The organism is Gloeothece verrucosa PCC 7822 (genome assembly GCF_000147335.1).
Lineage (GTDB): Bacteria > Cyanobacteriota > Cyanobacteriia > Cyanobacteriales > Microcystaceae > Gloeothece > Gloeothece verrucosa.
On the sequence record NC_014501.1, the window covers coordinates 3,437,107 to 3,458,018 of the forward strand.

The 20,912-nt window shown below is 39.1% G+C and carries 23 protein-coding genes and 1 tRNA gene; 14 read left to right on the forward strand and 10 right to left on the reverse strand.

Annotation, left to right across the window (positions count from 1 at the left end; genetic code table 11):
• Positions 1 to 39: 39 nt before the first annotated feature.
• The gene (locus tag CYAN7822_RS15080) at positions 40 to 354 is read left to right on the forward strand and encodes a DUF1825 family protein (RefSeq protein ID WP_013323133.1); all 315 of its coding nucleotides are present in this window, start codon (positions 40 to 42) and stop codon (positions 352 to 354) included.
• A gap of 28 nt (positions 355 to 382) precedes the next feature.
• Positions 383 to 1,174: a hypothetical protein gene (locus CYAN7822_RS15085; protein WP_013323134.1), complete on the forward strand. Its 792-nt coding sequence runs from the start codon at positions 383 to 385 to the stop codon at positions 1,172 to 1,174.
• On the opposite strand, the gene CYAN7822_RS15090 is transcribed toward CYAN7822_RS15085, so the two are convergent.
• Complete coding sequence (locus CYAN7822_RS15090) at positions 1,175 to 1,993, reverse strand: tryptophan-rich sensory protein (RefSeq protein WP_013323135.1); 819 nt, start codon at positions 1,991 to 1,993, stop codon at positions 1,175 to 1,177. It abuts the gene before it with no gap.
• A gap of 322 nt (positions 1,994 to 2,315) precedes the next feature.
• Between CYAN7822_RS15090 and CYAN7822_RS15095 the strand changes: the two genes are divergently transcribed.
• The gene (locus tag CYAN7822_RS15095) at positions 2,316 to 2,534 is read left to right on the forward strand and encodes a hypothetical protein (protein ID WP_013323136.1); all 219 of its coding nucleotides are present in this window, start codon (positions 2,316 to 2,318) and stop codon (positions 2,532 to 2,534) included.
• On the opposite strand, the gene CYAN7822_RS15100 is transcribed toward CYAN7822_RS15095, so the two are convergent.
• The 6 genes from CYAN7822_RS15100 to CYAN7822_RS15120 form a co-directional block, all read right to left on the reverse strand.
• The gene (locus CYAN7822_RS15100; protein ID WP_013323137.1) at positions 2,521 to 4,452 is read right to left on the reverse strand and encodes a transglycosylase domain-containing protein; all 1,932 of its coding nucleotides are present in this window, start codon (positions 4,450 to 4,452) and stop codon (positions 2,521 to 2,523) included. The genes CYAN7822_RS15095 and CYAN7822_RS15100 overlap by 14 nt on opposite strands.
• A 269-nt stretch (positions 4,453 to 4,721) precedes the next feature.
• Complete coding sequence (locus CYAN7822_RS38680; RefSeq protein WP_013323138.1) at positions 4,722 to 4,898, reverse strand: hypothetical protein; 177 nt, start codon at positions 4,896 to 4,898, stop codon at positions 4,722 to 4,724.
• Between the two features lie 110 nt (positions 4,899 to 5,008).
• Positions 5,009 to 5,980, reverse strand: coding sequence for a M48 family metalloprotease (locus CYAN7822_RS15105; RefSeq protein ID WP_013323139.1), 972 nt, complete (start codon positions 5,978 to 5,980; stop codon positions 5,009 to 5,011).
• 104 nt (positions 5,981 to 6,084) lie between these two features.
• Positions 6,085 to 6,375, reverse strand: a complete 291-nt coding sequence (locus CYAN7822_RS15110; RefSeq protein ID WP_013323140.1) for a TMEM165/GDT1 family protein — start codon at positions 6,373 to 6,375, stop codon at positions 6,085 to 6,087.
• Positions 6,376 to 6,402: 27 nt separating this feature from the next.
• Positions 6,403 to 6,813 (reverse strand): TMEM165/GDT1 family protein, encoded by a 411-nt coding sequence (locus CYAN7822_RS15115; RefSeq protein ID WP_013323141.1) that lies wholly within the window; start codon positions 6,811 to 6,813, stop codon positions 6,403 to 6,405.
• 157 nt (positions 6,814 to 6,970) lie between these two features.
• Positions 6,971 to 7,318, reverse strand: a complete 348-nt coding sequence (locus tag CYAN7822_RS15120; RefSeq protein ID WP_013323142.1) for a YkgJ family cysteine cluster protein — start codon at positions 7,316 to 7,318, stop codon at positions 6,971 to 6,973.
• 146 nt (positions 7,319 to 7,464) lie between these two features.
• On the opposite strand from CYAN7822_RS15120, the gene psb30 reads away from it, so the two are divergent.
• From psb30 to CYAN7822_RS15140, 4 genes are all read left to right on the forward strand, one after another.
• The gene (psb30, locus tag CYAN7822_RS15125) at positions 7,465 to 7,581 is read left to right on the forward strand and encodes a photosystem II reaction center protein Ycf12/Psb30 (protein WP_071881442.1); all 117 of its coding nucleotides are present in this window, start codon (positions 7,465 to 7,467) and stop codon (positions 7,579 to 7,581) included.
• A 265-nt stretch (positions 7,582 to 7,846) separates the two neighbouring features.
• Entirely contained in the window at positions 7,847 to 8,386 is a 540-nt protein-coding gene (locus tag CYAN7822_RS15130; RefSeq protein ID WP_041933259.1) for a (2Fe-2S) ferredoxin domain-containing protein, read from the forward strand.
• 170 nt (positions 8,387 to 8,556) lie between these two features.
• Entirely contained in the window at positions 8,557 to 9,195 is a 639-nt protein-coding gene (locus tag CYAN7822_RS15135) for a response regulator transcription factor (protein WP_013323145.1), read from the forward strand.
• A 140-nt stretch (positions 9,196 to 9,335) separates the two neighbouring features.
• Positions 9,336 to 9,407 (forward strand) — tRNA-Thr (locus CYAN7822_RS15140).
• Here CYAN7822_RS15140 and CYAN7822_RS37725 read toward each other — a convergent pair.
• A complete protein-coding gene (locus CYAN7822_RS37725) occupies positions 9,408 to 9,566 on the reverse strand; it encodes a hypothetical protein (RefSeq protein WP_157871814.1) in 159 nt (52 codons plus the stop codon).
• A gap of 244 nt (positions 9,567 to 9,810) precedes the next feature.
• Between CYAN7822_RS37725 and guaA the strand changes: the two genes are divergently transcribed.
• Entirely contained in the window at positions 9,811 to 11,397 is a 1,587-nt protein-coding gene (gene guaA, locus CYAN7822_RS15145) for a glutamine-hydrolyzing GMP synthase (protein WP_013323146.1), read from the forward strand.
• A 187-nt stretch (positions 11,398 to 11,584) separates the two neighbouring features.
• On the opposite strand, the gene CYAN7822_RS15150 is transcribed toward guaA, so the two are convergent.
• Both CYAN7822_RS15150 and CYAN7822_RS15155 read right to left on the reverse strand, forming a co-directional pair.
• Positions 11,585 to 13,213: a DGQHR domain-containing protein gene (locus CYAN7822_RS15150; protein WP_013323147.1), complete on the reverse strand. Its 1,629-nt coding sequence runs from the start codon at positions 13,211 to 13,213 to the stop codon at positions 11,585 to 11,587.
• A 3-nt stretch (positions 13,214 to 13,216) separates the two neighbouring features.
• Entirely contained in the window at positions 13,217 to 13,771 is a 555-nt protein-coding gene (locus tag CYAN7822_RS15155; protein ID WP_013323148.1) for a GIY-YIG nuclease family protein, read from the reverse strand.
• Between the two features lie 392 nt (positions 13,772 to 14,163).
• On the opposite strand from CYAN7822_RS15155, the gene CYAN7822_RS15160 reads away from it, so the two are divergent.
• The 6 genes from CYAN7822_RS15160 to CYAN7822_RS15190 all read left to right on the forward strand — a co-directional run bounded on the left by CYAN7822_RS15160 (position 14,164) and on the right by CYAN7822_RS15190 (position 20,890).
• Positions 14,164 to 14,934 carry a prolipoprotein diacylglyceryl transferase gene (locus tag CYAN7822_RS15160; protein ID WP_013323149.1) on the forward strand — a complete coding sequence of 257 codons (771 nt, stop codon included), beginning with the start codon at positions 14,164 to 14,166 and terminating at the stop codon, positions 14,932 to 14,934.
• Positions 14,931 to 16,310, forward strand: a complete 1,380-nt coding sequence (locus tag CYAN7822_RS15165; protein WP_013323150.1) for a radical SAM protein — start codon at positions 14,931 to 14,933, stop codon at positions 16,308 to 16,310. Before CYAN7822_RS15160 ends, CYAN7822_RS15165 begins: the two co-directional genes overlap by 4 nt.
• Before the next feature lie 4 nt (positions 16,311 to 16,314).
• The gene (locus CYAN7822_RS15170; protein WP_013323151.1) at positions 16,315 to 16,650 is read left to right on the forward strand and encodes a hypothetical protein; all 336 of its coding nucleotides are present in this window, start codon (positions 16,315 to 16,317) and stop codon (positions 16,648 to 16,650) included.
• Between the two features lie 615 nt (positions 16,651 to 17,265).
• Positions 17,266 to 18,162: an amino acid ABC transporter substrate-binding protein gene (locus tag CYAN7822_RS15180; RefSeq protein ID WP_013323153.1), complete on the forward strand. Its 897-nt coding sequence runs from the start codon at positions 17,266 to 17,268 to the stop codon at positions 18,160 to 18,162.
• A 223-nt stretch (positions 18,163 to 18,385) separates the two neighbouring features.
• Positions 18,386 to 19,807 (forward strand): LCP family protein, encoded by a 1,422-nt coding sequence (locus tag CYAN7822_RS15185; RefSeq protein ID WP_013323154.1) that lies wholly within the window; start codon positions 18,386 to 18,388, stop codon positions 19,805 to 19,807.
• A 72-nt stretch (positions 19,808 to 19,879) separates the two neighbouring features.
• On the forward strand, positions 19,880 to 20,890 hold the full coding sequence (locus CYAN7822_RS15190; RefSeq protein WP_013323155.1) for a glycosyltransferase family 2 protein: 1,011 nt from the start codon (positions 19,880 to 19,882) through the stop codon (positions 20,888 to 20,890).
• The last annotated feature ends 22 nt before the right edge of the window (positions 20,891 to 20,912 follow it).

A 20,912-nucleotide genomic window follows, 5' to 3' on the forward strand; every position in this document is an offset into this window, starting at 1 on the left:
GGATAAGCCTTTATCGCATGAGTGTTAAGCAGGAGAGATATGGGTTTCTTTGATTCTGAAGTAGTACAGCAAGAAGCTAAACAGCTATTTGAAGATTATCAATCCCTGATGCAGTTGGGGAGTGAGTACGGGAAATTTGACCGTGAGGGAAAAAAGATCTTCATCGATAAGATGGAGGAACTCATGGACCGTTATAAAATCTTTATGAAACGTTTTGAGCTATCTGAGGACTTTATGGCGCAAATGACTATACAGCAATTGAAAACTCAGTTAGGTCAATTTGGCATGACTCCTCAGCAAATGTTTGATCAGATGCGGATGACCCTAGACCGGATGAAATTAGAAATTCAATAACTATTTTTTAATAAAAAATTATGCTCCAATGGCAAGCGAAAAATTGAAGCCCCAGAGGGATAAAGACCCCCTTTCTGAGTCATTATTACAACAGCCGATTGAAGAGAAAAAAGGATTATCAACTACCAGTATAGGGTTATGGGTTCTTTGGGTAGTCTATGTTTATATTCTTTTGTTCTCGCCCACTGGTCAGATTATAGGAGGAGAACCGGTTTGGGCAATTCAACCTCACACGATACAAGAAGCGCTAAACGAATCTACGAATTATTTTTTTATTTTGCCTTTTCTCAACGCATTAGGGATCAATGTAATGATTGCTCCTCTGGTGCATCCTGTCTCTCAAGGACTTTTTAACTTTGCTGAAGCTTGGATGTTAATGTTTCTGCCACTGATGTTAGCTGATCCGGCAGGAAGTAAGCTGCCTAAAGTGGGTTTGTGGGGTTTGGCAATGTTTCTCACGAATGTGTTTCTAATTCCCTATATGGCTTTGCGAAGTCCTTCTGTCTCGGACGTTCAGCTTTTACCCCATCACAAAGGTTTACTCGAGAGGTCATTGGGTTGGATCGCTATTACTGTGGCGGCTATATCTGTAGTATGGACATTGATCGCTTTTCCCGACTCGGGGAATCTTGCTCAAAGAGGACAATATTTTTTAGCTTTATTAAGCAGTGATCGTTTAACCATTGCTTTTGTGGTTGATATTGTGCTTTTCTGGGTTTTTCAAGTGATTCTCCTTGGTGCAGTCATCCCTGCTCCTCATAAATTTCGATGGCTTCGATTTGTGCCTTTTGGAGGGCTGGCGACTTGGTTAGTCATTTAGTCAGGAGTCATGAGTTACCTGTTGCTTTTCGCCGGTTGCCGGTTGCCTGTTGCCTGTTAACTGTTTACGCCGTTTGAGGGATGTACCAATGGCTAAAACCAGTAAAATGACTAATACCACTGCAACTCCTGCTATAAAAATCTGATTTAAATTGCGAATGCCTATGGCGACTAACGCCCAGATAAATACTCCACCATAGGCTAAGTCTCTACGTTCCAGGGTAATGATGAGGGCAATAATTGTTCCTACCATCATCATGATCACCGTCCAAGCAACCGGATGCCCCCAGCCATTCCAGCCTGCACGATAGAGGATAATAGCCATATTCACAATAGTGGCTATACTAATCCAAGCAAAATAAATACTAATGGGAAAGTTTACCAACCATTTAAGTTGTCTAGAAACCGGCTTTTTAGCAATTTTTAAATGCAGGTAGAGAGCTATTAACGATAATAAAATTCCCACCATAGCCACTCCTGAAAGAGCAAAGAGTTGATACTGAAATAGAAAAACCCAAACTATTTGAGCTAGACTACTCAGAGTAATAAAATAACCCATTTGCTCAAGATGAGGCACATTTTTATTGGCCGGCAAAACTTGATAAATAGCTAAACTAATTAATCCTAAATAGATGAGTCCCCAAATGGCAAAAGCATAATTAGCGGGAATAATTAAAACTTCTTTAAAATAAGTATTAGAAATTGCGCCGATAGACAAGCCGTTAGGAGGAGATAAATTCGAGTAAACATTAACTCCAAAGGCTGCTAAAATAGCGGTAAAATTTGCCCATTGCCTAATAATATCGCGATCTAATTTCATCTTTTTAAGAAATATAAATATGCTTGGAAAATTTCAGGGTTTTAAGTCATTGGACATCAATAAAGATTACGCTCATGAATCAATTTCAAATTCTCTAACTCGTCCTGAATTGCGTGATTATTCTTAACGGCTATAAATAATTAAAGTCCAACTACTTAATAACACATTTTACAACTATCTGCTGTTCTTGGTATCAGTCCAACTAGATACACCCAAAGACAGTAGCCCGACTTTAGGCTGAAGCAGAGATCGCTCCATTGATGGTTGCTGTTTTTGTAGTGGTTATGTAGTATGTCATTAGTAATAGTAGTATTTTTTACTTATGGAAATAGCTACCATTAATAAACAAATGATCCGCAACTACCTCATTGCTATGACGGCGGTGATCGTTTCAAGCCTTGGGGTAGGAGAACTATTCTACAGTCCTACTAGACTAGCTAGACAAGAGAAGATCAACCAATATGCTCCTTATGTGGGTGCCACTGTGGTCAATTATGGCAAGAATTTTGTCACCGAGGAGCGCCCTGTTATTTCGCCTTAGGACGAGGGAAATTAGACGCGGCGGGAAAATCCATCACAGGTTCATTGTTAAGAGCTTGTAGCATAAAATTCTTCCAGATGGGAGCCGCAAAACCTCCACCGGTTACCCCTTTTCCTAAAGGACGGTTAGCATCATCTCCGATCCAGACAGCCGTTGCTAACTGAGGAACATAACCCACAAACCAGACATTGCGCTCATTATCGGTTGTTCCGGTTTTACCGGCTGCGGGACGACCAATATTAGCGGCTGTGCCGGTTCCACCGGCAATAACTCCTTTTAAAACACTGGTGAGAGAGGCTGCCGCCCAAGGGTCTAGCACCAGTTGCGGTTTAGGAGTATTATCGAGCAAGACATTGCCTCGGCTATCGGTGATGCGAGCAATAATAGTAGTATTAGATTGCCAACCATTACTGGCAAAGGTTGCATAAGCACCGGCCATTTCTAAAGGCGTAACCCCAATCGCGCCCAAAGGTAGAGAAGTAACTGCTTGTAAGGGGCTTTTTATGCCCAAGGTGCGACAGGTTTCAATAATTTTGCTCGTGCCGACTTTATTGCCCACAATAACCGCAGGAACGTTGCGAGATTGGGCTAAAGCGGTGCGAATCGACATGGCACCAGAATAGCCACCGCCGTAGTTTTTCGGCGTATACCAGCCGCTTCCATCTCGGAAGCTGATCGGACCATCTACCACGACGGAATCAGGGGTATATTTGCCACTGGCAAACGCTGTGTAATACACATAGGGTTTAAAAGTCGATCCAGGCGGACGGTGAGATTGAATCGCGCGATTTAACTGGCTTTTCTTGTAATCCACTCCCCCGACGATCGCTTTAATGAAGTGAGTTCTCGGATCAACTGATACTAGAGCCACTTGTAACTCTCGGGTATACAAGCCGCGTCCTCTAAGAACATTATAAGCATTTTGTACGGTTTCTTCTGCCGCTTTTTGGACTCTATAATCTACGGTCGTTTGGACTCGCATTCCCCCTTTAATGACTGTCTCTTTGCCGAAGCGTTCATTTAACTCTTGAATAACTGTATCGGTCACATAAGGTAGTTTACTGCCGCGCCAAGAGGTGGGTTTTCCCACTTTTAAAGCTTGTTTTTTGGCTTTTTGCCCTTCTTCTTTGGTGATCCATCCGAGTTCTACCATTCGGTCTAATACCATTTCCTGACGTTTTTTCGCCTCTTTGTAGTTGATAAAGGGGCTATAGGATTCAGGGGCTTGGATCAGGCCGGCCATCATGGCTGATTCAGCCAGATTGAGTTTAGACGCGGGTTTATTAAAATAACTTTCGGCGGCGGTTTGTACGCCATAATTATTGTGACCCCAATAAATATTATTGAGGTACATTTCTAGAATTTCATCTTTTTTAAAAACTTGTTCTACACGGATCGCTAATACGGTTTCTGCAAGTTTGCGGCTGACGGTCCGTTGATGGGAAAGAAAAATATTTTTAACTAACTGCATTGTCAGGGTTGAAGCGCCTTCTACCACTTCTCCATTTTTTAAGTTAGCTAAAATTGCCCGACCAATACTATTGGGATTGATCCCTTTGTGGATATAGAAGTGGCTATCCTCAATCGCCATTACAGCGCGTTTCATTTCTGGAGAAACTTCATTAAGTTTAATCACTTTGCGGTTTGCTTCTCCGTGAAGACTACTGAGGACGGTTCCTTTCATATCATAGATATAACTGGTTTCCGTTGGTACGTAGTCTTTTAATACTCTAACATCTGGGAGATTGCGAAAGCTTATGGCTAGACCCACCAGTCCTCCAGCTACCACCGAACTTGCGATCATGGTAAATCCCAGAACCGTTCCTCCTGCTATTTTAAACACACCTTGTTTAAATTGGGAACTTGGGGAAACCGGTTGTTCCTTTTTTTGTTTTTGTCCAATGGCGCTAGACGACACGGCGATGTTACTTCCTCACTCCAAAAGGTTAAAACCGATCTATTGGCATTAATCGGTTAGTTGTATTTTAGGATTGATTAGTAGCTTACTAGAATTTGGCCAAGAGTCAAGCCCCTAATCACATTCTATTATTACCTCTTTTTTTGCCAAATGGTAGTGATTCTCGAAAGCTAACGCGATCTAAGGAAGGTTTGACCCGAGAAAAAATTAGGGGAAAAAGCGATGGACAGCCCTTTTCCCCTTGGGTTTAATGGTAATCTCGAGCGAGATTAGCCTTCTTCTTGAGACAGTTGACGCTCGATGGTTTCAATGGAGGCGTTTAGTCCGGCTAATCTGGCTTCGAGGTCATCTCGTATGCCTTTAAGAAACTTAAGCTTACGTTCTTGATAAGTTTTCCGAGATATGGATTCATTGGTGCAGCAAGGATTGCCAAAAAAGGGAAACATAATCGTTCATCCAAATAGCATCTTCTTAGATCTTTACAAATTTTTTCGGGAATTGCCGAGAACCTTTTAGCTATTTGTGGCACAGTTAGGCACTAGGCGGCTCAAATTTTTTATTCAGGAGAGTTTTCGGATTTAACTCGTTCTATTTCTGCTTGTAGTTCTTCTATTTGTCGCCGTAAGGTTTCTACTTCGCTGTTATCGGGTTGGGTTTCTACAGGAGTTGTGGTGTTGGTTTGTGAGCGAGCATAATTGCCTTGACGGATCTGATAATATTGTTCTGATTGTGCCCATTGTCGCAAATAGTGTACTCGTTCTACTGCAAAGGGATGGGTAAGAAACCTGCCTTGACCTCCGTTATAGATCAGAAATTTATACAGTTGATTTAAGCTATCTTGATCTAAGTTCTGATATTCATCGGCTTGGCGAATAAATTCTTCGAGACTACACTCAGAGCCATATTTTTGAGTGCCTCCGGCGAGTTTCATCATGGTTCTCATGATGGGGTTAAGGTCGTCCATCACCAGCAAAGCGGCTCGATCGGCGGATAATTCGGCTTTGCGCCGCCATTCATAGAAGGCATAAATCATGCCGGTGGTGATTAATTTTCCTAGTCCCAGGGTTAAATCTCCTAACATAGAAGCGGCTCCCATTACCCATAAGGCCATCTGTGTCAATAGGCTATGGTCACATTTGATATGCCCTAATTCATGAGCTAAAACGGTGCGGATTTCATCTTCTTGCAGTAAATCCAGTAAAGCTGTGTCAATGACAATATAAGGCCGTTCATTGCCGAGAGAATAGGCGTTAACATAGGGGCTTTGACCCACATAGAGAATGGGTTCCGGCGCAATATCTAAATCTTTAATACAGTCAGTATAGATTCCGTAAAGGGTAGGGTATTGGCGGGAAGTGACTTTGATGTTGTTACCCAACAAAAAAATGTGTTGAGGACGTTCGTAAAGATATTGAGAAAAGCTTTTGGCTAAAATATCAAAGCCCGGAAGACTCCGCAAGCTGGCTTCGGCTTGTTGATCTAGGGGATGTCTAAAGGCATTGCTTGAAATTCCGGTGTAGGTAGGCATGGAGGTTAAAATCTCTGGCCAGTCGAATTTAATCCTATTTTTGATCTAGGACTTTTGATTTTAATATACCTACCTGATCAGCTTAGGTTGAACGTCTGTTTGTTTTAATCTTGTTGGGAATCTTCCTCCTGTGGCCATAAGATTTTTAAAGCCATGACAGCAAAACCAATGGCGGCGAGCGCTTTTAACACTTTGGTGGGTAATAGTTGAGCCATACTTCCCCCGGCAATCACGCCTAAAAAACTGGCTAATATTAAAGCGGTGATGCTTCCTACAAAAACAGCACGAGGGGATTTCGCACTGCCTCCTAGGGCGATGGCCGCTAATTGACTTTTATCGCCAATTTCGGCTAAAAATACGGTGATAAAACTTAGTCCAAAAAGTTGCCAATCCATTTTTTTTTAGAAAAATTTACAATAATTTTAAGAGGCTAATACGTCGCCCATCAGCAAACCGGTAATCACCAGTAAGAGGATAGCGACGGCAAAATCTAGAGTTTTTGGGGATAAGCGTCTGGAGATCCAGTATCCGATCACCACTCCTAATAAACTGGTCCCTATTAAGGCGGTAGCCGCACCGGCAAACACCATCCAAGGAGACTGGGATTGTGCGCTCATTAATAGCGTAGCTAGTTGGGTTTTGTCTCCCATCTCAGCCAAAAAAATCGTTAGAAATGTTGAACTAAATACTGAAAAGAAACTCCATGAAGGCTCACTTTTGTCTTTTGTCTGATGGGCAGTAGTTAATGCGGCTTGGGTTGGTTCGGTTTTAGGGGTCCCTGAAAACTGAGACAGTTCTTGGGGTTTGCCGATACGAGGCTGAGTTGCTGTCATTGGCACTTCTAACTAAGCTAAGTTTTCATAATTCTATCATTTTTTGTGCCGACTTCCAACAGAGCTTAGACGGAGTTGATGATTGGTAAAATTTCTAGACGACAAACTATAGCGAAGGGCACAGCTAAGTCGAGAGCCGCTCTTTCCTTGTCAATTGTTAAGCTAGGGATTGATTATAGCGATCCATTTCCGCACTGTCTGCTCCATAGACAGCCTCTATCTGCTCCTGACAGCACTCTATGGCAAATTCATTAAATTCCTCGCCACAGACTCCATACATCCGCTCAAAGTTGTCGGGGGTGACACGACAGAATATCGGGCGCTGTTCATAAATTTTACATTCTCGAGTCTCATGGTCAAAATGTATACACCATCCTCCTTCCCCCACCAGGCTTAGATAATGGTTTAATTCCTCTGGAGATAAATACTCATCTAATTCTGGACGCTCCTCCGGAGCCAGATGACAGCAAGCCCCACACTGTTTTACACATCGCCAAGTTGCCATAAGTTAAGCCGCTCCCTATTTTTGTAACAATTCTTTATATATTTTTGTAACTTTACTGAGAATTAGGTTCTCGTTCCCAGGTATTATATACAATGGTTTTTTTGGTGTTTAGCCTTTTTATTGACGGGGCACAGTTAGGAGAATATATGTATTTATTCGCACTCAATTTAGAACCTATTTTTCAATTGACCTTTGTATCCTTGATTATGCTTGCCGGTCCGGCAGTCATCTTTTTGTTAGCTTTTCGCAATGGCGATTTGTAAAAAGGCCATATATTACTAAGTCTATCTTACCCTCCTGGGCTCAGGGGGGTTTTTGCTAACCGTTAAGGGGGAATAAAAAGTAGGGAAAAAAAGGAAAGGTTCAGGGGGAAAGCCCAAAAATGTGTTAATATAAGCAAAAAAGATGATCAATAGTTTGCCGGCTGGAAAACTTGTTCAAATTGTAGTGCGATTAAAAAAAGTTGATCTCTTTGACAAGAGTTTATAGTTATGAATGTGGTCTGATCTTAGAGCGATTAAATCTTCTATGAACGAATTAAGCGGCGAAAATCAACCCCTATTGTCTCACGAACAAAATGCTATTATCTCTCAAAGTAAAGATCCTCTAAGGGAAAGCATCGAGAATTTAGGATTAAGACAAATTCAGCGTCACGTATTTTTGTGTAGCGATCAAACTAAACCTAAATGTTGTCCTAAACTCGTTGGCTTAGAAGCTTGGGAATATCTCAAAGGTCGCTTAAAAGAACTTAAGCTAGATCAGCCGACAGAAGATAATCCTAGCTGTATTTTCCGTACCAAAGCCAATTGTTTAAGAGTTTGTACGGACGGACCAATTTTATTGGTTTATCCGGATGGTGTTTGGTATCGCCACGCCACCCCAGAAGTAATTGAGAGAATTATCCAAGAACATCTAATTGGTAATAAAATAGTAGAAGAGTATGCCTTTCTAACTCATGCTTTGCCAGAGACAAGCTCCGAGTTAGAGCCTAGCTCAATTTCTTGGGAATTGAGCCACCCAACCCAAACCCCACTAACAACAGAAATAGTACCCGAAGCGACACAATAAACTTTTATGAGATTTTAGAGCATAAATCTTATTCAATGAATTACCCTATTGTTAGCTTCTTTACAGAATCAAGTTCCCTATTCTGTTTGGCATCTGTGGCTTAGGGATAAAATAGAAAGACATTAAGCTTAACCAACGTTAACCCGACACTCGGATAATAAGTATTGCAGATGAAAGACAACACCAGCAAAGAAGGCAAAAAACTATTGCTTATAGATGATGACCCCAACTTAATATTGTTAGTAAAAGATTATTTAGAGTTTAGAGGCTACGAAGTGATCACGGCTGAAAATGGCCGAGAAGCTCTCGACATTTTAGAGCAGCAGCAGATTCCTGACATGATTATCTGTGATGTGATGATGCCAGAAATGGATGGTTATGCTTTTGTCGAAAAGCTAAGAGATGATGCCCGCACCAGTTGGATTCCCTTTTTATTTCTTTCGGCCAAAGGTCAAAGCCAAGATCGCATTAAGGGGCTAAGAACAGGAGCCGATGTATATATGATCAAGCCTTTTGAACCTGAAGAACTGGTTGCCCAAGTAGAGGCTTGTCTGAGTCGAGTAGTTCCGCCATCACTTTCAACGACGAGTGGTCCAACCATTCAAGTCCCGAGTCATGTAGAATTAACCCCCACTGAATTAAAAGTTATTCAATTAGTGGCCCAAGGAATGGCTAACCGGGACATTGCTGACAAACTCAACGTTAGCCAGCGCACCATCGAAAGCCATGTTTCTAATATGCTTAACAAAACCAATCTTCATAACCGAACCGAGTTAGCCCGTTGGGCAATTGAAAGTAAGATGGCTTAAAATTTTGCCAATATTAAAGGTGATTGGACATCAACTTGTGATATACTCTATATGAGTTATGTCCAATTTTTTAAAAACGTTGAAAAAAAAGTCATAAATTTTGTTCTAAAAGAGGCAAAATTTGTTATTCTAGCAATAGTGCTGGTGTAGCTCAGTGGTAGAGCAGCTGATTTGTAATCAGCCGGTCGCAAGTTCAAATCTTGTCACCAGCTTTAGAGAAAGCCATTAGCGGATTTAGCCAAACCTTTTCGGGCTTGGCTACCATTAGCCTCGGCTCGACTTCTCTCGGGGGGATTGAGAACATTAATACTATTGAAAACCGTTAAATAATCGTGAAATCTTTCATCATTTCCCACCCCAAGGGTTAGCATAGACGATAAACCGTAGCATCAGTCTGAGGTTAACTTCAGACCCATTCGAAAAATTGTGCTAAAATAGTCAGAATCTTTGAAAGGAATCAAAAACAATAAAAGGCTTTTTTATTTTATTCCATCCCGAATAGAAGATAAAGAAAAAGCCCTGTAATCTTAACGAATGTTTACAAGTTCTACCTGATCAAAAAGGACTCCGATAGTGGCTACACAAATACCATCAAAACCAAGCTCTTTAGAGGCTATGAGCGACGAGTCTTTAAAAGAGAAAATTAATCGCCAAATGCTCGTTATTCTTGACTTTGGCTCCCAGTATTCAGAATTAATTGCTCGCCGCATCCGAGAAACAAACGTTTACTCAGAAGTTCTATCCTATCGCACCACTGCCGAACAACTGCGGCAACTGGCCCCAAAAGGCATTATCCTTTCAGGCGGTCCTAACTCAGTTTATGACCCCAATGCCCCCCACTGTGATCGAGCCATCTGGGAGCTAGGCATTCCCATCTTAGGCGTGTGCTACGGGATGCAGTTGATGGTACAACAACTGGGGGGTAAAGTAGAACGAGCCAAACGGGCCGAATACGGAAAAGCCGCCTTATATATTGATGATCCCACAGATTTATTAACGAATGTAGAAAATGGTTCTACCGCTTGGATGAGTCATGGTGACTCTTGTATTGAATTGCCACAAGGGTTTGAAAACCTCGCTCACACAGAAAACACCGCCTGTGCCGCCATCGCCCATCATGAGAAGAAACTGTTTGGCGTACAATTTCACCCAGAAGTGGTGCATTCTGTGGGCGGAATTGCTCTGATCCGTAACTTTGTTTATCATATTTGTAAATGTGAACCCACTTGGACAACCGAAGCCTTCGTCGAAGAATCGGTGCGAGAAATACGAGCTAAAGTCGGGGATAAACGGGTATTATTAGCTTTATCAGGTGGGGTAGACTCTTCAACCCTAGCCTTTTTATTACATCGCGCCATCGGCGATCAACTGACTTGTATGTTTATTGATCAGGGGTTCATGCGAAAAGGAGAACCCGAACGCCTGGTACAAATTTTTGATCAGCAGTTTCACATTCCGGTGGTCTATGTTAACAGTCGTGAACGCTTTTTAACGCAACTCAAAGGCGTAACCGATCCAGAAGAAAAACGCCGTCTCATTGGTCATGAGTTTATCAAAGTATTTGAAGAAGAATCTAATCGTCTTGGGCCTTTTGATTATTTAGCCCAAGGTACACTCTATCCGGATGTGATCGAGTCGGCTGATAGTAATGTTGATCCGCAAACCGGAGAACGAGTGGCTGTTAAAATTAAAAGCCATCACAACGTGGGCGGACTCCCGAAAAATCTACGCTTTAAGCTGGTTGAACCCTTGCGGAAACTGTTTAAAGATGAAGTGCGTAAATTAGCGCGTGCTATTGGGTTACCCGAAGAAATTGTCCGTCGTCATCCTTTCCCTGGTCCGGGTTTAGCGATTCGCATTATCGGAGAAGTGACTTCTGAGCGGCTAAAAATTTTGCGGGATGCAGATTTTATTGTTCGGGATGAAATTAGCAAGCAGGGAATGTATCACGATTTCTGGCAAGCTTTCGCGGTTTTATTACCCGTGCGGAGTGTGGGAGTCATGGGAGATCAGCGTACTTATGCTCATCCGATTGTTTTAAGATTAATCACCAGTGAAGATGGAATGACGGCTGATTGGGCAAGAGTTCCTTATGATTTATTAGAAACGATTTCTAACCGAATTGTCAACGAAGTAAGGGGAGTAAATCGTGTGGTTTATGACATTACTTCTAAGCCGCCTGGGACGATCGAGTGGGAATAATCGTGTAAAGATAAAGGATGGAGGTGTAATAAGCTTTCATCCTTAGTTTATAATTAGGCGGGTTTTTATAATCTTGAACCCGATGAAAGTAAATTATGTAAAAACAGAATATTTATTTAATCATCGGGTCTATCTTCAGTAAATTGATCGATATTTTTACCCATATTATCATTTTACTGTTTTATCTTTAATCTGTTACTTCCTCGATTTCTTCAAAAATACCCTCATCATCTTCAATTTCAGAAGATTCATCTTCATCTTCTTCCAAAAAGTCAAGCTGTTTTCGAACTTCACTAAACAAGTCATCTGATTCAGAAGATTCCTTGATCTGCTCATCAATCAATTCAACTTCAGGGAATTTTACATGAAACTCTTTTCTCCAATTAGAAATTAAAGTTTCAGTCCAGTTGACATCATTATTGACCTCTTCTTTAGTACGCCTTATCAACTCTCTCACGCCCTCAGAGGAATTAAGCAATATCATTTTGACAAGCTCTATACATTTTTCTGACCCGGAGCCTTTAGTTATCATGGTTAGTTTTGCATTTGGCTCGACTAAAACATAAGACCAATGAGATTGATCTCGGTTAAAAAAGCTATCTTGATCCATTTTGGTAATACTATCAGAAATGGCGTTAAGAGTTTCTGGAATACGGTACTCTGCGTGTATCCTAAGCAAGAACCTTGAAACAGCACAAAAAAGAATTTTTTGTCCTAGAATAGTATATAAAATACTAGAATGGCGTAACTCCTTTATACTTTTTTTTTGACTTGCACTTAATCGAGGTTGTTTGGGTTGAACAGGAATATCTATACCTAGGTAGTCAATCTGTGATATCCAATCTTTGAATGGCTGAAGTTCAGTGAAAAACCACTTAAGCAATTCTTTCGTGCCTATTTGAGGAAGTTTAGGATGAGACTCATAATAATCTTTCAAAGCTTTATTACGGTCAATTGGTGAATTAAATGATTTATCTAAAGCTTCTTTTTTATAATCTTTTAATAGTTCCTTAATACATTGACTAACCAAATCTAAATTCGTTAGGTAAGGTTCTGATTGGGTCAAGCTTGATGAGGGGGAAGACCATCTAATGAATTTTTCTTCAAGCATTTTTTCCTCTAAAAGTTTTCTAGGAATTAATGCTGATACCTTACTGTCATCAAGTAATAGTTGAGTTTGTTTATCGATTGATTTAGCAGTCTTGTTTATAACTGTAAAGATATTGCGAGTTGCTTGAATTATTTCATCTCTTACCGTTGTGCTTGAGTCTGCATATCCAACCCTGCCCAAATCACGAAATACTAAATAAACCACTGGTATATCAAAGGTTTCTGAGCAATTAAAATTATCATTGATTTGTTGAGGGCTTAAAGGCTCTTTTCCAGTATGGGCATTCCAATATGTTTTTAAAGCAAGAAGTCTATGTTGACCATCAATTACAATTCTAGATACATTTTTATAGAGCTTTAAATTGACCCATTTTTCTATCGGTTTTCCCTGACTTTTAACTTCTGAAAAGTCCCAAAACTCTGTTTGCGTATTAGAGTTGGGTAAAAGCACAACTACAATTGAATTAAAAAAACGAATACCATCTCGCGCTAGGTAAGAAAATATCTCTATATTTGCTCTATTTTCATCTAGTTTTCTCTGAACTCGTTCTGAGAAGCTCCAACTGTTTTGAATTTCATCAGCAAATTGAATGTTTTCAACAGCATCACTTTGATCGAGAGTTGTTAGAAAGTACCTAACCTCACCAAAAGTACCAGTAATGGCCTTATATTCAATAATCTCTGGAGACTGATTATCTAATTCCATTTGCTAACTCCTCTGGGTATTAAATTTCGGTTGACATAGTTGAATTAATAGGCTTTCTAACTCTCTAGCAATATTTTTGGGACAGGGGAAAGAAACGAATAAAAATTCATCATTTAGTCTTGAGTTTCCGTATTTTGAAAAAAAACCATCTTCTCGCTCCAAATGCTGAACAAACCTATCTCTTAAATTGCTGGCAGTGCCTATGTAATCTGGGCTTTGAAAAAGACTACATGAAATTAGCAGATTTTTTAAAATTCTTCGTTCTTTAGGCTGAGAAACAGCTTTGATAAATTGAGCCATTTTTGGGGATAAACCTACTGATTCTCCACAAGTATCGATAATAAACTTACTTTTATTATTTTCCTCAGAAAACTTGGTTCTGAATACCGTATTTTGCAGGCGAGTGTTTATCTGGCTAAACAAATCATCTTCTAAAAAATCAAACGCATGATAGAAAGCATAAACACCCGACTTTTCAGGAAGATAATCGGCCGCGGATCGAGTTGCTGTTACCACAGTAAAATTTTTGAAGAAGTTGTCGTGAACTGTTTCTTCCATATTTATAGACTGAAATTAAGAATTAGTTGATTCTCCCTCCGGACAATTGATTGAGTAATAGGCAGTCCCGAATCGACTATTTATAGAATTCCCAAATCAAGCTCTTAAGTAACACCATGCGAGTATAAATTTTTTTTTGCTGTGTAACATTGACATTTTTACCTGTATCAATCACTTGTCATAGTGACCATAACCCTAATATTAACAGTAACAAGCCAAACCCCAAACCCGATAAGGAGAGTTTTAGAGCAAATTCAACAAACCGGTGTCATTACAGTAGGCGCGTCTAAAGATGTTATTTCTTTCGGTAATCTTGAACTTATCAAAATTTAATAGTTGATTAATAATACACTAGGCTAGAATTAACAAAAATACTTAATAGAGTTTAAGCCATGCAATTTCCTGTTTATCTTGAAATTGGAAACGTTAAGCTTCATCCTCACTTGGTATTCGAGTTAATTGCCTATATAGTGAGTTTTCGCCTTTTATTTTATCATAATTTACAAAATGATGTTATTCCCCTAAAAGAACGTAGTTTTATTGCTATTGGTGCAATGTTTGGTGCTTTAATAGGGACAAAAATTTTAGTAGTATTTCAGTATTTAGATGTCTATCTTCAAAATCCAGAAAAATTACAATTATTATTTGTTAGTCCTGGTAAAACGCTAGTTGGCAGTTTACTAGGCGGATTAATTGGAGTCGAATTAACCAAAAAAATTTTAGCAGTCAAGTGTTCAACGGGTGATGCTTTTGTTTATCCCTTAATTGTCGGAATGACTATTGGTAGAATTGGCTGTTTTTTAACGGGTTTAGAAGATGGCACTTATGGACTGCCCACTAATTTACCTTGGGGAATTGACTTTGGTGATGGAATTCTTCGCCATCCTACCCAACTTTATGAAATTGCTTTTTTAATAGTTTTAATGGTGTTTTTATTCGTTCGCCAACAGTATAAAATCCGCCAAGGAGATAGATTTAATTTTTTTATGATTAGTTATCTCGGTTTTCGTTTGTTCATCGATTTTATTAAACCGACTTTTTTGTCTGTTTTAGGCTTAAGTAGTATTCAAATTGCCTGTTTATTAGGATTAATTTATTATTTTCGTAGTATGCCGCGTCTATTTGAATTTCATCAACATGAAACTATTCTCAAAAAATCATGACTACTCGAAATTATCTTTTTTACAGTCTGACGAATAGCATCTGCTCTCACTGTCTTAAAAAAGTTGAAGCAAAAATTATTTTTAGAGATGATAAAGTTTATTTACATAAGCATTGTTCAGAACATGGAAACCAAGAAGTTTTAATCGCTGATGATATCGAATATTATAAGAAATCTCTAGAATTTATTAAACCTGGAGACTTACCAAAACGCTTTAATACTCCGATTAAATTCGGTTGTCCTTATGATTGTGGTTTATGTCCGGATCATGAGCAACATAGCTGTGTAACCCTTTTAGAAGTGACAGATAAATGTAACCTTTCCTGTCCAATTTGTTATGCAGAATCAGGAACAGAAGAATTTTTTACTGGCTCGGATCTTCCTAGGGTACATCGTAGTTTAGCACAAATAGAAACTATGTTAGATGCGATTGTTGCCAATGAAGGAGAACCTCAAGTCGTGCAAATTAGTGGGGGCGAACCGACTATACATCCAGAATTTTTTAAAATATTAGATTTGGCTAAAAGTAAACCTATTAAACATTTAATGATTAATACTAATGGGATTAAAATTGCCAAAGATTTAGAATTCTGTGAGCGGCTGTCTAACTATATGCCTAATTTTGAAATATATCTTCAGTTTGACAGTTTAAATTCAGAAGCGTTAAAAGTATTACGAGGAGTGGATTTAAAAACCATTCGCTCTCAAGCGATTGCTAATCTCAATAAATTTAATATTTCTACAACTCTAGTTGTCACTCTAAAAAAAGGACTTAATAATCATGAGATTGGTGATATTATTGAGTATGCTTTACAGCAAAAATGTGTTAGAGGAGTAACTTTTCAACCGGTTCAAATAGCTGGCAGATTAGACAATTATGATGTCAAACGAGATCGCTATACTTTAACCGAGGTGCGGCGAGATATTTTAACTCAAAGTCCTTATTTTAAACCTGAAGACATTTTACCTATTCCTTGTCATCCTGACTGTTTAGCGATGGGCTATGCGCTTAAACTAAATGGTAAAGTTATCCCGTTAACGGGGTTAATTTCTTCAGAAGACTATATTAAACTTATCCCCAATAGTATTCAATTTGAGCAAAATGTTGAGTTTAAAAAGCATTTTTTTGACCTTTTTTCTACGGCTCATTCTCCTAAATCTGCTACCGCTTCCTTAAAACAGCTACTTTGTTGTTTGCCGCTTGTTAAAGTTCCCGATGGGTTAACTTATGAAAATATTTTTCGAGTTTTGATTGTTCAATTTCTCGATCCTTATAATTTTGATGTTCGTTCGGTTAAGCGCTCTTGTATTCATATTGCTCACCCTGACGGAAGAATTATTCCCTTTGATACTTACAATATTTTTTATAGAAATTAAAGATATGGAAAGAGTACCCCCAGGCGTTAAGAAAATCTTTAAGAGTTATTTGATAGTTATTGCAGTTGATTTAATTATAAGTATTATTATAACTGTAATTTATCAAATTAAAAACAGTTCATTTTCAATAATTAATGATTCAAAAAATATATTTGTTGGAACAAAATATGTTCCATTTGCCTTTTTAGTAACTCTAGCATTTGCTCAATCGTTTATTCTCTTACCCGCCTCTTTAATATTATTATTTTTACGAAAATGGGAAATAGCTGTAGGAATAATCTTAGCTGATTTGACAATGTTATTTTTAGGTGCTTTATTGTGTGGGGGCGTGCTTGGATAATTTTCGCTCTTTTAACTCATTAAATTAACTCAAATGAACAATTATAAATCGAGTCTAACAAAAATATTTTTGACTTATTTAATTATTATAACAATAAATATCATTCTTTATTCTGAATCTGGATCTGCTGCTATATCTTTATATTCATCTATTCACTTGGATTTTCTTCCTCCTTGGCTTTTATCAATTTTAAGTATATTTAGTATTTTTACTCTAAGTTATACCTCATTTTTGACCTTACCAGCAGCCATAATTTTATTAATACTTAAACAATGGGAAATAGCAGTAGGAATAATTTTAGCTGAGTTAACAGTTCCCTTTCTATTTTTTCTATTCTGTCTTTACAACATCAAATAACCTTGAGTCTTTTAACTGAATTAACAATTGCATTTTTAATTTTTGTCTTATGGGCGGCACTCTTTGCTTCAATTGAAACCCAACTCCTCATCAATCAGTCTTAAGGCAGAGGTAACAAGTGTGAGAAGCTAAGTAGTCGGACATAAATAAAGTCCACTGTGTCAAGAATTGTAAAACGCCTACAACCCTTCTCCATTGCCCATTCCCCATTGCCCATTCCCCAAACTCGCAGTTAACTTTAATTTTGTCCAGGTACTTATGTACAAACAACTTGCCATAACCGCCATAACCCTATTATTAACCATAACCAGCCAAACCCCAAGTTTAGCCGGCAGAGTCTTAGATAAAATTCGACAAACTGGTGTCATCACCGCAGGCGCTAGAAAAGATGCTATTCCCTTTGGCTATGTCAATGAGAAAGGACAATGGGTAGGATACTCCCTCGATATATTAGAACTCATTCGACAACAAACCGAAAAACAATTAGGAAAACCGATCAAACTTCAATTAGTAGAAGTCACCCCCGAAAATCGCTTTGCAAAAATTAAAGACCAAAGTATTGATATTGAATGCGGCTCAACAACTGTCACTTGGGCTAGAGATAAAGAAGTGGATTTTTCAGTCAGTTATTTTGCATCAGGCACACAACTATTAGTAAAAAAAGGCAGTAATTTAGGAACCATTGAATCCTTAGCAGGAATGAAAATCGGGGTAATTCCCAACACCACCAACGAAAGAGCTATTAAACTACAACAACCGGCGGCACAATTAGTCACCGTTAAAGATCGTTTTGAAGGATTACAAAAATTAGAAAAAGGAGAAATAGACGGCTTTGCGAGTGATGGAATCGTTTTACAAGGATTAAAACGAACAGTCAAGAATGGCAATAGTCTAGAAATCGTTCCCGAATATCCCTATATGTATGAATCCTATGCTTGCGTAATTCCTCAAGACGAATCTCAATGGCGGGATTTAGTTAATTATAGTTTAGTACAGTATATGGAAGGTATTGTCAGCGATCAAATGTCCTCTGTCGCTATCTATGAGCGCTGGTTTGGGCAAAATGGCAAAGTCCCCTACTCAAGAGACACCATAAACTCCTATTTTCAGGGAATTATCGATAGTTATGAATGGATTCCTTTGATTAATTATTAAAAAGAAACCCAAACCAATGTAGTATAACAGTTGCCTATGATAAAAAGCGCAGATAGGGAAAAATAGCTTGTCAGCATGAGAGATTTGGGATATAAAATGAAAAATACTCATTAAAATAATCCTGAGCATGGCAGAAAAATCCTTCTGCCTGTTTTAATGGAATTAAAGGAAGCTCCTGAGAGCTTAGTACAAAAAATCAACTGTTTGGACGTGTGAGGAGCCTGTGTCAAAATTTAAGACTTATCCAAAAAGTCAACCAGTGGAAGAAAAACAACCCGTCAAAAAAAAGCCCCGCCCTAAAAAATTCTTTGCCCAATGGTTATTCGTGGGCTTAGGATTAACCGGAGTCGCCCTTGTTTCAGCTACAGCAGGTGCCCTTCTTGCTGTTTCTTTGTCTACAACTCCTCTCAGGCAAGCTAAATTATCTCCCCAAGAACAAGCGGTTTTTAATCAAGATGAGACAGTAGCCTATAAAAATTTACACTTACCCGAGTTGAGCCGCCCCGTTAATATTTTAATATTAGGAACAAAAGTATTAACCTCTGACCTGGATAATCCTCCTGAAAATCAAAAAGATTTAGGCTATCAAGCCTTAGTCAATTCCTTTCATGGATTGACGGATACCATGCTCTTATTGAGGTTTGAACCCACTCAAGAAAAATTAGCCGTCCTTTCTATTCCTCGCGATACTCAAACTTTAATCGAAGGACATGGCTTGAAAAAAATTAATGAAGCGAACTATTATGGAGGTCCGGCCCTAACAGCACAAACAGTAAGTAATTTGCTCGATGGAGTGCCCATTGACCGTTATGTTAGAGTGAATATTCAAGGCGTAGAAAAGCTGATTGATGCTTTAGGTGGAGTGACAGTTTATGTTCCTAAAGATATGAAATATAGAGACGACAGTCAGCACTTTTACGTCAATCTTAAAAAAGGGGAACAACATCTCAATGGTGAACAAGCGGCTCAATTTTTGCGTTTTCGTTATGATGAATATGGCGACATTGGGCGAATTCAACGGCAACAAATGCTACTCCGAGCTTTAATTGAGCAGGCACTTAAACCTCAAACTCTCTTAAAAATCCCCGATATTGTTTCTGTAATTCAATCTAATATTGATACCAATTTATCTGTAGAAGAACTGGTAGCCTTAGCCGGATTTGCCGGACAAACTCAACGCTCAAAAATACAAATGTTAATGTTACCCGGTGGATTTAGCGGCGATGGGAAAAAAGAAGTAAGCTATTGGATACCCTACGAGCGTCAGATTAAAACGATGGTAGCTCAATACTTTGATCATGGCTATAACGAGGAGCAGCCAGTGGTCAATGACCCTACTTCTTTGAGGATAGCTATTCAAGATAGCACAGGTGACCCTGAAGCCGTACAAGCTATGGTGCGTTATTTACAAGAAAAGGGGTTTAGGAGAATTTATGTCAGTGAGCAGTGGCCAGAACCTTTAACGGTAACTCGAATTGTGGCACAAAAAGGAGATGACTCCGGTGCGGCACAATTACGCGCTAACTTAGGGGTTGGAGAAGTTTTAGTGGAAAGTACCGGCAATTTAGCCTCAGATGTGACAATTCAGCTTGGAAAAGATTGGCAACAAAAGCACTCAAAAGAAACTCAAGCATCTCAATTGTAATAAAAATCACAATCAGGCCAAAATCGTCCATAATAAATTTAAAAATTCTTCAACAACGGATAAGTTAAACCCGTGAATAGCCGAAATGGTAGTGTTAAATACTCCCTGATCATCCCTATCTATAACGAAGAAGAAATTATTTCAGAAATGTATCGTCGCGTCAGTGCAGTGATGGAAAGGCTAGATGATACAGTTGAATTAGTTTTAATCAATGATGGAAGCCGGGATAACTCCCTAAACCTGATGCGGGAATTACACCTGTGTGATCCTAGAGTCTGTTATTTAAGCTTTGCTCGTAATTTTGGACATCAGATCGCAGTAACAGCCGGTTTAAATTTTGCTCGCGGACAAGTGGTGGTTATTCTCGATGCTGACCTTCAAGACCCACCCGAGTTGATCCCCAAAATGATAGAGAAGTGGCAACAAGGGTATCAAGTGGTTTATGCTCAACGAGTGAAGCGAAAACAAGAAAGTTGGTTTAAGCGCTTGAGTGCTTATATTTTTTACCGACTGCTGAGACGCTTAGCCGATGTTGACATACCAGCCGATACGGGAGATTTTTGTTTAATGGATAGGCAAGTGGTAGATTTACTCAATGCCATGCCAGAACGAAACCGCTATATTAGAGGCTTAAGAGCATGGGTAGGGTTTCGTCAGACCGCCATTGCCTTTGAACGAGAGCCGCGCTTTGCTGGAGAGGTAAAATATACATTTAGTAAGTCTTTATCTTTGGCGATTAATAGCTTAATTTCTTTTTCTAAAGTTCCTTTACGTCTTTCGAGTTATCTGGGTTTACTTTCCGCAGGCGTTGCACTGTTGATGGCTATTTTAGTGCTGTACTGGCGTTTATATGAACCCCATTCTCCGGTGACCGGATTAGCTACAATTATGATTGCTATTTTCTTTCTGGGTTCAGTGCAATTGATTTGTTTAGGAATTTTAGGAGAATATATCGGACGTATTTATGAAGAAATTAAAGGAAGACCCCTATACACCCTAGCAGAAGTAGGCGGCTTTGATAAATTTAATCAATATTCTGTGGCTCTCAATTCTCTTAATGACCATCAAAATTGGCCTAATTAGTCATTAGTCAATAGTCATTAAT